Source organism: Glutamicibacter sp. AGC84, from assembly GCF_053543575.1.
Genome location: NZ_JBLVOC010000005.1, coordinates 352,547 through 363,712 on the forward strand (window position 1 = coordinate 352,547; position 11,166 = coordinate 363,712).

Below are 11,166 nucleotides of genomic sequence, written 5' to 3' on the forward strand. Positions count from 1 at the left end.
GCGGGTAGCTAGAGGCGTTCGATGATGGTGACGTTGGCTTGGCCGCCGCCCTCGCACATGGTCTGCAGGCCGAAGCGGGTATCGCTGCGTTCCAGCTCATGGAGCAAGGAGGTCATCAGCCGTGCACCGGTGGCACCGATGGGGTGGCCCAGGGCGATGGCGCCGCCATTGACGTTGACCTTGGACATGTCGGCGCCGGTTTCCTGCTGCCAGGCAAGCACTACCGCGGCGAAGGCCTCATTGATTTCAATGCGGTCCATGTCTTCGATGCCCATCCCGGCGCGTGCCAGGGCATGCTTGGTGGCGCGGATCGGGGCCGAAAGCATCATGACCGGGTCATCGCCTCGGGCCGAGATGTGGTGGATGCGGGCGCGGGGTTTCAGCCCATAGCGTTTGACCGCGGCCTCGGAAGCAATGAGCAGCATCGCGGCGCCGTCAGACATCTGCGATGCTGTGGCTGCCGTATGCGCGCCGCCTTCGGCAATCGGTGCCAATGACTGCATCTTGGCACGGTCCACGGGGCGTGGCCCCTCATCTGCAGCCAGGGAATCCAAAGCAAGGATCTCGCGGTCGAAGTATCCTTGCGCCTGGGCGTTCAATGCCCGCTCATGGGAGGCCGCAGCGAAGTCCTCTAGCTGGGTGCGGGTGAGGCTCCAGCGTTCTGCCATCATCTCTGCGCCGCGGAACTGCGAGATTTCCTGCTCGCCGTAGCGGGACGCCCACAGCGTGGAGCCGGTGTAGGGATCGGGGAAGCCGAAGTCCTTGGCGGCGGAGTTGGAATAGGACAGGGGAATGCTCGACATGGACTGGACGCCACCGGCAACCACGAGGTCGCTGCTTCCGCTCATGACTGCTTGGGCCGCGTAGGAGATCGCCTGCTGCCCGGAGCCGCACTGGCGTTCTACCGTTGTCCCGGGGACGTGTTCGGAAAGGCCGGCGGCCAACCATGCGTTGCGGGCGATGTCCATGGCCTGGGGTCCCAGCTGGTCGATGCAGCCGAGGATGATCTCGTCGTATTGCTCGGAATCAATGTTGTTGCGGTTCACCAGTTCGGCCAGCGGCGCGGCGGCGAGGTCCAGCGGATGCATATGCGCCAGAGACTTTCCCCGGCGTCCGACAGGTGTACGCAGCGCATCGATGATGTAGGCCTCGGGCATGGGCTCCTCCAGGAAGTTTTTGACAGGAAACGTCTGCTGAACCAACAATGCCCAATTCATCAACGGTTGTCTAGGTCACAATTGCCACGCTTGGCTTGGGAAAATGCCACTAGCTCCAAATTCGCTACCGATAGGCGCGGCTTGGCTGGAGAATATGCTCCAGAATGGAAAACGGATGCGCGGGCGAAGCGAGCCGGGAAATTGCCTGCGACCGGATTAGCGCCCAGTCCAGGTTCAGCGACCCCAACCCGGACCTGCTAAACGTCGCCGAGTCACGGGCACAAGACCGTCTGATCGTTTTTGCTTCGGGAAGCCTGCAACCATTGCCGGGACTCATCCGGCCTCCGCTGGACCTGCGGTGCCCAAGGCCGCGGTCAACTCGTGGCGTGATTCCGGGTGCTGCCAGGTGGAGACAGGGCATAGAAGGCAGCCAATTCGGTTCCGCGCTTTGCCAAGGCTGGAGTCCTGGAAGGTCAAAGCAGGAGCGCGGTGCCCTCGGTGTTGGCGCGAGTACTCGGCGTGGTGTCCGGCGAATTGAACACGCCTGATGGAAGTACTTGCCAATGGGCGGGCTGCACCTAGGCAATGCAAGAATTGATGGAGCACACTGCACCTCGACGGAAATTTTGAGAACGGAACAGGCCCAAGTGAGCTTCGCTGACTACGATCCACGAATCATTGCGCTCTACGATACGGATAATCCCGACGGACCGGATCATGACTATTACCGTGCCTTAGCGGCTGAAACCAAAGCGCACCGGATTCTGGATCTCGGCTCCGGCACCGGCCTTTTGACGGTTACGCTTGCCATTGCGCAAAGAACTGTCGTTGGAGTTGACCCCTCACCGGTAATGATGGACTACGCCAGACAACGGCCCAACGCTGAGCGAGTCACATGGATTGACGGCGACGCTTCGGCAATCGACGGCGGGCCCTTTGACCTGATGGTGATGACCGGCAACGTAGCCCAGCACATCCCGGATCCGCAGTGGGCGCAAACCCTGAAACAACTCCGCGCTGCCGCGGCGACCGGGGCCGTGCTGGCCTTTGAAAGCAGGAACCCGTCGACTCGCGCCTGGGAGCAATGGAATGACGAAGAAACCGCAACCCGGGACACGCAATTCGGTCCGCTGACCGAGTGGAGCGATGCGGAAGAAACCAGTGCGGGACTCGTGCGCTTGACATCCTATGCCAAGATTGAGCACTCGCAGGAAGTACTGGTCGAAAAGCTGGACCTGGCTTTCCGCAGCGCCGAGCAGATCAGTGCAGATCTAGTTGCCGCAGGGTTCAAAGTTCGCGCAATTTGGGGTGACTGGCAGAAGAACCGCTTCAACGGAGAACAACCCCTGATGATCTTCGAAGCGGAAGCGATCAGGAAAGTGGCCGGGGAGACTGCTCATGGATAGGCAACCTTCCAAGTTGCCGGTTACCGTGCTTTCCATCGAGCATTCAGCTTGCCTGCAACGGCTGATGGAAAGCAACCCGGGATATTCGCAACGTGTCACCGGTGCCGGGCCTGCATCCGATGCCGCAATTCAGGCATTGAGCGCCCTGCCGCCGAAGGCGCAATCCGAGCAGAAAATTGATCTTGGCCTATGGGAAGGCGAAGAACTGGCCGGATTCGCGGATCTGATCGTCGGCTGGCCCAGACCAGATACGGTCCACATCGGATTGCTCATGGTCGATGGTGCCAGGCACGGACGGGGCCTGGGGAAGCAGATCCATGAAGCGGTGCTCGATGTGATCCAGGATCATCTGTTGATCACCGCCTGCCGGATTTCGATAGTCGATGCCAATGCTGCTGAAGTTGAACCGTTCTGGAAGAGCCTTGGTTATGCGCCGACCGGAGAAATCAGCACCTACGCGGTGGGGGACAAGCAGTCATGGGCGCGCACGTGGTCGCGCCCGATCACCAGCATGAGGAAGGAGAACCTTGATGAGTAGGTCCCCGGACAACATTTTGCTGCACCTTCCAGCAGAGCAGGAGCAGCAAGTACAGGAGGTCTTTGCCCAGTTGGAGATGCGCGGCTTCCCCGCGCAACACCAGACTCCGCATATCACCATTACCTTTTCGCCCAGCATGAGCGAGGTCGTGACGCAGCGGGCGGCAGAATTACTGCCTGCGCTCATCCCCGCGAGCTTCCAACGGGTGGGCACTATTGTCTTTGGCACGAAGCGCAAGCAGACGGTTGCGTGGCTGCTGGAAACCACGGATGCCTTGGAAATGGCAGCCCGGGAAATCAGCGCGCTGAATCCCGATGGGCGGGGACCGCGGTGGACCCCGCACCTGACCATGGGGTTGCGGCTGCCACGCGAAATTGTTCCCGACTATATCCGGGCACTTGAAGAGCTGGCCTCAACGCAGCTCAGGGAACTGACTGCCTGCCGGGCAGCCTTGTGGAAGCCGCGAATACCCGAACTGACGCTCCTGGCCGGAGCAATGCAGCAGGAAAACCGCGACTAGCTGGCCGATGCAGCTTGCTCTTTGGCAGAAGCACGCATGATGCGCAGATAGCCGAACCCGACAAATAAATGCAGTACCGTACCGGCAGTCAAAATGGCTACGCCCGGTGTTGCCAGCACCGAAAAATCGGGGATCCTGCCACACGCCACGCAGGCCAGCCCCAGCATCATGATGGCGGTGCGGATCTTTCCCGGCCACGTGGAAGCCGGCGGGGAGCCCAGGCGCAAGAAGAAATAGGTGCACAGCAGGATCAGGTCGGTGATGAAAATGGCCACGCCAACCCATAAGGGGATCGCCCCATTGGCCACCAGGGCGATCGCGATAGCCACGATGCCCAAACGATCAGCTATGGGATCCAGCAGGACGCCCAGATGCGAAACCTGATTGAACTTGCGGGCAATAAACCCGTCAACCCAGTCGCTCAGGCCGAAGGCGAGAAGCAGAACCGCTGTCAGTGTCGGTTCGGTATCGGCCAGCAAATAGCCGACGATGGGAACCACCAGGAGAAAGCGAATAATCGTGATGGCGTTCGGAATCGTCGCCCACTCATGTTTGCGTACCGCGCGCGTTTCCACTGCTTTCCCCTTTCCCTTAGTTGAACGATGACGCACTGCGTCGCAATATACAAGGGTGCGGGGCATCTGGCCTGCAAATATGATCCGTCCAGCGTACTGGTGCAGGGAGATTGTTAACGAACTGCGGGGGCCGTCCCGAAGGACGACCCCCGCAGCCAAAGCTAAAGGGCAGGGTGCAGAATTAGCCCTGCTCAAGGAGCTGGAAGCTTACGCCACCCTGCTCATCCACCGCCGCGTCGAGTACTTTGCCCTCCAAAGCGTCGGCAATCGCTTCATCCACGTAGACTGGGCTGCCTTCGGAAGCCACGACGCCGTCGGTGCTTTCGGGAGCGGGGACAATCTGCAGGCCGAAAGCGGCATCTTCCGGGTGGGTGCTGTCTGCCTGCATGATGCGCAGACCAGCGGTTTCTTCCTCGGCCTGGTTGGTGACGATCGCGGTCACGATCGATGCTGCTTGGTCGGTCAGTGCGAGCACGAGGCTCTCCTTCCGGTTGAGGACATACCAAGTTCAGGGCATGTGGGTGCCACGATTCCAAAAAACGCAACGAATCTCAACACCGCTTAACAGCTGCGCAACATGCTTGGACTTGAACCCCGCCAGCCCGATAGGGTGCGCCCCAACACATAGACTGGCGTTGCCCTGCAAAGGAGAAATAATGTGCGACGCTCAGGCAGCCAGCGGCAGGAGTGCCGCTGGGCACGGAATACGCTTGGCTGATTTTCAACCGCAGGACTTGCCTGCAATCCATGCCTTTGCCGCTGACCCAGTGGTGTGCCACTACTCGACATGGGGACCCAACCAACTGGCCGACACCCGGGAATTTCTCGCCGATGCACTGCTCGGGCAACCGCATAGGGTCTTGCAGGCGGTCATGCTCGGTGATGTTCTCATCGGTTCGGCTTCGGTGTGGGTCACCGACCGGAAAGCCAAGGCAGGGGAGATCGGCTACACCCTGAATCGAGAATACTGGGGAAACGGATACGCCACCGAAACTGCTGGACTCCTGCTCCGTCGGGGATTCGAGGATCTTGGTTTGGAACGGATCAGTGCAACCTGCGATGCGAGAAACGCAGCTTCCATCCGAGTCCTTGAAAAGACCGGATTCAAGCTGGAAGGACGCCGGGTTGAAGATCCAGACAGCGACGCCGCACGGGCTGAAACCCTGATCTTCAATATTGGCCGAACCTAGCCCTGGGCAGTCTCCTTGCAGGTATATTGGCAGCAACAGCGACGAAGAGGGACCAGATGAGACTCCATCACGTTCAGTTGCCGATGCCACGCGGCCAGGAAGCTGAAGCCCGCCGGTTCTACGGTGAAGCCCTGGGGCTAATCGAAGTCCCCAAGCCGCCTTCCCTTGCCGGCAGGGGAGGTTGCTGGTTCCGCGCTTTCAAAGCAGATGCCGTTGTGGCGGAAATCCATCTGGGCATAGACGATGCATTCATTCCAGCCAAGAAAGCGCATCCTGGAATGGTCTGCGACTCGGTAGAGGAGTGGGAAACCCTCGCTGGCCGTATCGATTCCATGGGCTATGAACTGTCTTGGGCAGAGCGCGAAACCTTTGAAGGATATCTGCGGTTCCATGCCCGCGACGGGTTCGGGAATCGTCTGGAAATCATGACCCCATCTAGCTAGCGCAAGTACTATCCGGTCAGGAGCCATCGTGGAACAATCCAGCTTTGCAGCAACCAGGGACCATCCCGTGCCAGGCGACGTTGCGCGGTTGCTTGCCACCGTTCCTGAATGGTTTGGCCAACCTGAATCAAACGCAGAGTACATCCAGTCCGCGCGGACCAAGGAAACCTGGACCGTTCGCAATGCCCAAGGCGCAGTGCTCGGTGTGCTCTTGGCAGAACGGCACTACCACCACTCCGTTGAGATCCATCTGATGGTGGTCGACCGTGGATACCACGGCGGTGGAATCGGTTCGGCTTTGTGCGCAGCCATTGAAGCCGAGGCGCTCGCCGGCGGAGTGCAGCTCTTGCAGGTCAAGACCCTGGGTCCTTCGCACCCGGATGCCGGCTACGCGAAAACTCGGCGATTCTATGAAAAGCAGGGCTTCCTTCCCCTGGAGGAAACTAGCCTCTGGGGAGCTGGGACGCCCTGCTTGATCATGGTTAAACCGCTACCTGGCAAGTAGCAATAGGATTGAAATGATGCCTGGTTCCAGCGCTCATGCCGAATCCTGGGAGTTCATCTTCCAGTTGTTTCCATCGTGGACTCCGAGCCGTAGACTGGGTAGATTCCGTCACGACTCTAGGAGATATCCTTGACTGAAATTTCAGCTCTCGCCCAGAACCTCGCCAAGCAGCACGCCTCAGGTGAACTGCTGGTCATGCCAACCGTGTGGGATGCATTCAGCGCCAACATCGCGGCATCCGCTGGCTTCGCCTCGCTGACTGTCGGAAGCCACCCCGTCGCCGATGCCTTGGGCAGTGAAGATGGCGAGAAGATGGACTTCGCAGACTATCTGGCCGCGGTTCAGCGAATCACCAGCAGTGTCGATGTGCCGGTCAGCGCTGACGTTGAATCCGGCTACGGCCTGGATCCGAAGGAACTCTTCGAACGCGTTGCGGCAGCGGGCGCTGTCGGCGTGAATATCGAAGATGTTCTCCACCGTGAAGGCGGCCGTGTCCGTGAACGCCAGGAGCATGCGGACTACATTAACGGCGTCCGCCAAGCAGCAGATGCAGCAGGCATCGAATTCGTGATCAACGGACGCACCGATGCAGTGAAGCTGGCCGATAAGTTCGCAGACCCGCTGGGCGAGGCAATCGAGCGCATCAAGCTGATGGAGCAGGCTGGTGCGCGTAGCGTGTATCCGGTGGCCCTGGCCAATGCCGATCAGGTTGCGCAGGTCGTGCGAGCAGTCAGCATTCCGGTGAACGTGACGGCCCACCCAGTCAACGCGCACCCCGCCGGTGACCTCGCAGCCTTGCGTGAGCTAGGGGTTCGTCGCGTGAGCTTCGGACCGCTGTGGCAAATGTGGTTGGCGGAGATGTCCGGCAAGCAGCTCGGAGCTTGGCTCTAAGCCTTCCCCGGATAAGGCAGTGCGCGCCAGGCGGGCGACGGCCGCACGCGGGTTGCATCAAGGAACGGCAACCCGGGCACAGCCCGGCACCTCATAGGACATTTGTGTTCTGTGAATAGTTGGAAAATCTGCCGCCAGGGCATTTCGCCTTGGCGGCAGGCTCCGGCATTGCCGGGACTGGCCCGCACCAAACGGGTGTCAAGGGCCCCTGGCTTTCCGCAGCCGAACTAATTGCTGATGCCGTAGGCCTTGCTGATGCTCTGGTTGCTTTGAAGTGTTTCGAGCATGAACGCGGCAAGATCATCACGCGTAATGTTTCCACCCAGCCGGCCTGGTTCACCAACTTGCAGTGCGGTCCACTTGCCGAGGGCAGGCTTGCTGCCCAATCCGGTGGGGCGCACAATGCTCCAATCCAAGCCAGAATCTTCCACTAGCTTTTCCTGCTCGGTGTGGTCGGCCAAAGGCTTGGCCAATAGCATTTTGGAGATGAGACCGATGACGCCGGGAAGTTGCGAACCGGAGTTTCCGGCGCCCAGGGAAGACTGGATCAGCAGGCGCTGGGGACCGTTCGCCTGCATCGCGTGGATAACACTGCGTGTCACGCTGGTGCGGGCATTTTTCTTTCCCTTGCTGCCACCCACGGTGATAGCTACGGCGTCGGCGCCGGCAATCGCCTGCACCGCGAATTCAGGATCAGAGGCATCGCCGTTGAGCTGATTTATTTGCCCATGCGCGGTGCGGGAACCGCTTCGCGAGACGACGGTAACTTCATGGGATGCCTGGCGAGCGAGTTCAGCCAGCGCAGCGCCGGTTCCGCTGTTGCCACCGATAATAACGAGTTTCATGAGTTCTTTCCTTGAAGCGTGAAGGCATCAGGTGCCCCGCACTATTCTCCCGCAATACGGTTGAGAGTTTTCATCAGTTTCTTGAAGGTGCGCTGGCCACTCTCCGACAGGCACACGAGGGTGATGCCGTAGCGGTCTTTGCGTTCCTTTGACAGGTGGATTAGTTCACGATTTTCCAGATCCTTGAGGATCTTTGAAAGGTCGGCGGTGGACAGCCCCGTGGCTGCTTGGAGTCCAGCGAAATCCGCCTGTTCTACTTGGCTCAGATGCGCCAGCGTAACGAATCTTTTGGGCGCCAGAAGCAAGGGATCAAGTTCTTGGTAATTCATGGAGCTCAGCGCCGAATTAACAGGAAGAGATAGTAGCCAAGCCACAGCATCGGTGCGAAGCCTCCCAGCAGCAGCGCTTCAGGCCAAGGTGCGGTTTCATGATGGACGATGCTTCGCCAAATAGGCAGGAGCAACCAGGTGGCAAAAATGGCCAGGATCGTGCGGGCACCGGGATAACGCGGTTCATTGATGCGGCGCTGCCGCGCAGCGAACCAGTGATTCGCTGACAAAAAGGCAATAATTGCTGGCGCTATGGAGATCCAACCGTATCCGGACAGTGCCAGTAGTCCTGCCGCCAATGATGCGGCAACAACCAAGATCGCTATCGCGTGATCGACGGCCTTGAGTTCGCGGCGGGGGCGGTGGGGGACCGAGCCCAGCAGTTGCTGCGCCTTGCCGGGCGATAGCGGGGTGGATGAACTGGAATCTTGGCTCATGCCTCAATCTTTGCAACTAGTTGCAATATTCGCAAGTAGTATTTTGTTTCAATTCCTTATCTGTTCATGCTTTTTATGATCGGACGGTTGAGGAACTGCTATTCTCGGACGGAGCCAGCTAAACCACCCACGGCACCGAGGCACGTCAACATGAATGCTTTTTCTGCTCGATCTGAAACAGCCATGGATCACCGTCGGAGTGCATTCGCGTGGCGACCTGAAGCCGATACGCTCATTGCCTTGGCCACGTTGCTGGCGTTTTCCCTGTGCTACTACGCGGGGACCGCGATTGATAGCCTTTTTCTCTGGCTCGGCATTTTGGTCTTCGGAACCTTTGTCCCTCTCTGGACGGTGCTGCACCGGCGCCGAGAGACTCTTGCAGGGGTGGGGATCACGAGAAAACTCCTGCTGGCATCCCTCGCTATTTCCCTGGTGCTGGGTGCCGGGTCCGCCTACCAGCTGGTCACCTTGGCCAACGCCAGTGGCGCCGATATCGCAAGCCATCTGGCGGCGAACTTCTTGGTCTTGTGGGAACCGTTCTTTGTCTTTGGATGGTTGTATCTGCGGTGGGAACGCGCTTTCGGATGGTTGCCAGCTATTGCGCTGACTGGCCTCGGCTTCATGGTTCAGCACCTCGGTTCGGTTCCGGTGGCAGCTGCAGCAGGATTCGGTGTTTTCGCGATCTTGTTCGCGATTGCCTTTGCCATGATGCGCAACCTCGCGGTGTTGTGGCCGCTATTCTACCCAGTAGCCAGTGGAATCGGGACCTTGCAGGCTGGGTATTCGATGGGATGGGGCGATGCCGGCATCTCGGCTATCGTACTGGTGCTCCAGCTGGTGATCTTCTGGTGGATCGCCAAGAGGGCCAAAAGCCTGCCTGCAGCCTAGCCCAAGGCGCCAGCGGCATAGGCAGCCTGCCCGACATGGACCGATGCGTCGTCAATGATCGATACCAAGCGCACCCCACGGGTAACCGCCGGGTCCCAGCTTCGATCAATGATTTCGTCGAGTTCGTCCTCGCGCAGTCTTGAGGCGTAGCCGCCGAGCGCGGAAAAGCACGCCTCCAAATAGTCCAGGAGCAGCTGCTGGTCGTTGACGATGATCGAGCGAGCCTGCTCGGCGCTGTGCCCGAAGCCCATCGAATCGCCGAGCTCGCCCAAATTGAAGCGGTCCCGGAACTGCTCCCAGAGTTCAGGCTGACCGCTCAGCGCCGAGAGCTGGATATCTGCTTCGCGCCCTGAATGCCAGAGAAGCCATGCAATGGAGTTGGGGTGGTTGCCCGGGTGCGCGTTGAGCTGTTCATTGCCCAGCTGCGGAAGCGCGCGTGCCGCGTCAATTGTCCGCTGGGCCAAGTCTGACAGGAGCTCGGAGACTTTCATGATTCCTCGTTCTTCCCGCGATGCCAGTCGCAGGATTCGTTATCGGCAATGAATTCGGCGGCGAGATAGGTGGCAACGGCGGCAGTGTTGTCGCTGGCAGTGCATACCAAGGCGCTGGATGCTCCCATGGATCGCAGTTCTGCAGCGGCCGCCAGGCTGATCGCCGTGCCGTACCCCTGGCCGCGGGATGCCGGATGCACCGCGATGGGCTCCAGCAGCCCTGGCCGTCCGGGACCAGCAGACCAGACCGCTGCGACAGCCAGCGGGTTCATGTCGCTGTCATAGGCGGTCAGGCATTGCCCGTGGGCATAGATGGGAGTACTGGCCATGGTATGCCAGCGCTGCACCGCACGCGCCAAGTCTTCTGCTGAGAAATCGGCGCCGCGAAAGGCATTGAGGTGGACTTCCATCCATTGGCTGGCTTGGGCGGAATCGACCCGCCGAAAGGTAAGCTCCGGCAGATGCACCGGAGTGTCCAGCGAACGGCGCAAGGGAGTCCATGCTTCGCCCGGAACCCACCCGTTGGCCTGCAGGACCTGGCCCAAGGCCGTCGCGCCGCGGGCTTCGATGCTGGCGGATGAGGAAGGGAAGATCCGCTGTTGCGGCGAGAGGAGGTCGGTGTGGATCTGCTCGGCCAGCGGCTGGATGCCGACGTAGTCCGGATGCAGGGCCATTCGCATGAGATCCGGGCCATCGAGCAGGCCAATGGCATAAATCGATTCGCGATCCGCCCAGACCCGCAGGCTTTGCGCCGTGATTTCCAGACCCCGCATTGCGTACCAGCCCACATCCCCGGGATGCAGCTGCAGGGGCAGGCCATCGCGTTGCCAGCTGGCGAGCTCATCGACGAGGTCGGCAACCCGCGCCGCGGCGGGGGTAAGCATTCTAAGGCCCATTGGCCCATTCAAGCACTGGGCCTGCCATGGGACAAGGGTTCGCGGCAGGGGGGGG

At 60.1% G+C, this 11,166-nt stretch carries 16 protein-coding genes; 8 read left to right on the forward strand and 8 right to left on the reverse strand.

Going from position 1 to position 11,166, the window contains the following annotated elements:
- Positions 1-8: 8 nt before the first annotated feature.
- Positions 9-1,157 (reverse strand): acetyl-CoA C-acetyltransferase, encoded by a 1,149-nt coding sequence (locus ACNPN0_RS03475; protein ID WP_133833668.1) that lies wholly within the window; start codon positions 1,155-1,157, stop codon positions 9-11.
- 647 nt (positions 1,158-1,804) lie between these two features.
- On the opposite strand from ACNPN0_RS03475, the gene ACNPN0_RS03480 reads away from it, so the two are divergent.
- From ACNPN0_RS03480 to ACNPN0_RS03490, 3 genes are read left to right on the forward strand one after another with little or no spacing between them, the layout of a single operon-like run.
- Positions 1,805-2,563, forward strand: a complete 759-nt coding sequence (locus ACNPN0_RS03480) for a class I SAM-dependent methyltransferase (RefSeq protein WP_286172152.1) — start codon at positions 1,805-1,807, stop codon at positions 2,561-2,563.
- Positions 2,556-3,101 (forward strand): GNAT family N-acetyltransferase, encoded by a 546-nt coding sequence (locus ACNPN0_RS03485; RefSeq protein ID WP_388022610.1) that lies wholly within the window; start codon positions 2,556-2,558, stop codon positions 3,099-3,101. The genes ACNPN0_RS03480 and ACNPN0_RS03485 overlap by 8 nt, the downstream gene beginning before the upstream one ends.
- On the forward strand, positions 3,094-3,621 hold the full coding sequence (locus tag ACNPN0_RS03490) for a 2'-5' RNA ligase family protein (protein WP_133833671.1): 528 nt from the start codon (positions 3,094-3,096) through the stop codon (positions 3,619-3,621). The genes ACNPN0_RS03485 and ACNPN0_RS03490 overlap by 8 nt, the downstream gene beginning before the upstream one ends.
- Here ACNPN0_RS03490 and ACNPN0_RS03495 read toward each other — a convergent pair.
- Together ACNPN0_RS03495 and ACNPN0_RS03500 are read right to left on the reverse strand one after the other, a co-directional pair.
- Entirely contained in the window at positions 3,618-4,262 is a 645-nt protein-coding gene (locus ACNPN0_RS03495; RefSeq protein WP_388022607.1) for a CDP-alcohol phosphatidyltransferase family protein, read from the reverse strand. The genes ACNPN0_RS03490 and ACNPN0_RS03495 overlap by 4 nt on opposite strands.
- Before the next feature lie 115 nt (positions 4,263-4,377).
- Positions 4,378-4,671 (reverse strand): Fe-S cluster assembly protein HesB, encoded by a 294-nt coding sequence (locus ACNPN0_RS03500; protein ID WP_105657563.1) that lies wholly within the window; start codon positions 4,669-4,671, stop codon positions 4,378-4,380.
- Between the two features lie 235 nt (positions 4,672-4,906).
- On the opposite strand from ACNPN0_RS03500, the gene ACNPN0_RS03505 reads away from it, so the two are divergent.
- The 4 genes from ACNPN0_RS03505 to ACNPN0_RS03520 all read left to right on the forward strand — a co-directional run bounded on the left by ACNPN0_RS03505 (position 4,907) and on the right by ACNPN0_RS03520 (position 7,225).
- A complete protein-coding gene (locus ACNPN0_RS03505) occupies positions 4,907-5,386 on the forward strand; it encodes a GNAT family N-acetyltransferase (protein WP_388022604.1) in 480 nt (159 codons plus the stop codon).
- A 56-nt stretch (positions 5,387-5,442) separates the two neighbouring features.
- Positions 5,443-5,829, forward strand: coding sequence for a VOC family protein (locus ACNPN0_RS03510; protein ID WP_388022601.1), 387 nt, complete (start codon positions 5,443-5,445; stop codon positions 5,827-5,829).
- 28 nt (positions 5,830-5,857) lie between these two features.
- Positions 5,858-6,334 (forward strand): GNAT family N-acetyltransferase, encoded by a 477-nt coding sequence (locus tag ACNPN0_RS03515; protein WP_388022598.1) that lies wholly within the window; start codon positions 5,858-5,860, stop codon positions 6,332-6,334.
- Between the two features lie 129 nt (positions 6,335-6,463).
- On the forward strand, positions 6,464-7,225 hold the full coding sequence (locus tag ACNPN0_RS03520; protein ID WP_332728553.1) for an isocitrate lyase/PEP mutase family protein: 762 nt from the start codon (positions 6,464-6,466) through the stop codon (positions 7,223-7,225).
- A gap of 227 nt (positions 7,226-7,452) precedes the next feature.
- Here the strand turns inward: ACNPN0_RS03520 and ACNPN0_RS03525 are convergent, their stop codons facing one another.
- Genes ACNPN0_RS03525 through ACNPN0_RS03535 form a run of 3 tightly spaced genes read right to left on the reverse strand, consistent with a single transcriptional unit; the run spans position 7,453 to position 8,836 of the window.
- On the reverse strand, positions 7,453-8,070 hold the full coding sequence (locus tag ACNPN0_RS03525; RefSeq protein ID WP_448937678.1) for an NAD(P)-dependent oxidoreductase: 618 nt from the start codon (positions 8,068-8,070) through the stop codon (positions 7,453-7,455).
- A 41-nt stretch (positions 8,071-8,111) separates the two neighbouring features.
- Positions 8,112-8,399: a transcriptional regulator gene (locus ACNPN0_RS03530; protein ID WP_105657557.1), complete on the reverse strand. Its 288-nt coding sequence runs from the start codon at positions 8,397-8,399 to the stop codon at positions 8,112-8,114.
- Between the two features lie 5 nt (positions 8,400-8,404).
- Positions 8,405-8,836, reverse strand: coding sequence for a hypothetical protein (locus ACNPN0_RS03535; RefSeq protein ID WP_105657556.1), 432 nt, complete (start codon positions 8,834-8,836; stop codon positions 8,405-8,407).
- A gap of 150 nt (positions 8,837-8,986) precedes the next feature.
- Here ACNPN0_RS03535 and ACNPN0_RS03540 point away from each other — a divergent pair, with 150 nt between their 5' ends.
- Positions 8,987-9,724, forward strand: coding sequence for a hypothetical protein (locus ACNPN0_RS03540; RefSeq protein WP_146112272.1), 738 nt, complete (start codon positions 8,987-8,989; stop codon positions 9,722-9,724).
- Here the strand turns inward: ACNPN0_RS03540 and ACNPN0_RS03545 are convergent.
- Together ACNPN0_RS03545 and ACNPN0_RS03550 are read right to left on the reverse strand one after the other, a co-directional pair.
- Positions 9,721-10,215 carry a DinB family protein gene (locus tag ACNPN0_RS03545; protein ID WP_105661530.1) on the reverse strand — a complete coding sequence of 165 codons (495 nt, stop codon included), beginning with the start codon at positions 10,213-10,215 and terminating at the stop codon, positions 9,721-9,723. The genes ACNPN0_RS03540 and ACNPN0_RS03545 overlap by 4 nt on opposite strands.
- Positions 10,212-11,099 carry a GNAT family N-acetyltransferase gene (locus ACNPN0_RS03550; protein ID WP_388022592.1) on the reverse strand — a complete coding sequence of 296 codons (888 nt, stop codon included), beginning with the start codon at positions 11,097-11,099 and terminating at the stop codon, positions 10,212-10,214. The genes ACNPN0_RS03545 and ACNPN0_RS03550 overlap by 4 nt, the downstream gene beginning before the upstream one ends.
- Positions 11,100-11,166: the final 67 nt, after the last annotated feature.

Coding starts and splice junctions, on each gene's coding strand:
- ACNPN0_RS03475 (WP_133833668.1), bottom strand. CDS start 1,157: ATGCCCGAGGCCTACATCATCGATGCGCTGCGTACACCTGTCGGACGC.
- ACNPN0_RS03485 (WP_388022610.1), top strand. CDS start 2,556: ATGGATAGGCAACCTTCCAAGTTGCCGGTTACCGTGCTTTCCATCGAG.
- ACNPN0_RS03490 (WP_133833671.1), top strand. CDS start 3,094: ATGAGTAGGTCCCCGGACAACATTTTGCTGCACCTTCCAGCAGAGCAG.
- ACNPN0_RS03495 (WP_388022607.1), bottom strand. CDS start 4,262: ATGCCCCGCACCCTTGTATATTGCGACGCAGTGCGTCATCGTTCAACT.
- ACNPN0_RS03510 (WP_388022601.1), top strand. CDS start 5,443: ATGAGACTCCATCACGTTCAGTTGCCGATGCCACGCGGCCAGGAAGCT.
- ACNPN0_RS03525 (WP_448937678.1), bottom strand. CDS start 8,070: ATGAAACTCGTTATTATCGGTGGCAACAGCGGAACCGGCGCTGCGCTG.
- ACNPN0_RS03530 (WP_105657557.1), bottom strand. CDS start 8,399: ATGAATTACCAAGAACTTGATCCCTTGCTTCTGGCGCCCAAAAGATTC.
- ACNPN0_RS03535 (WP_105657556.1), bottom strand. CDS start 8,836: ATGAGCCAAGATTCCAGTTCATCCACCCCGCTATCGCCCGGCAAGGCG.
- ACNPN0_RS03540 (WP_146112272.1), top strand. CDS start 8,987: ATGAATGCTTTTTCTGCTCGATCTGAAACAGCCATGGATCACCGTCGG.
- ACNPN0_RS03545 (WP_105661530.1), bottom strand. CDS start 10,215: ATGAAAGTCTCCGAGCTCCTGTCAGACTTGGCCCAGCGGACAATTGAC.
- ACNPN0_RS03550 (WP_388022592.1), bottom strand. CDS start 11,099: ATGCTTACCCCCGCCGCGGCGCGGGTTGCCGACCTCGTCGATGAGCTC.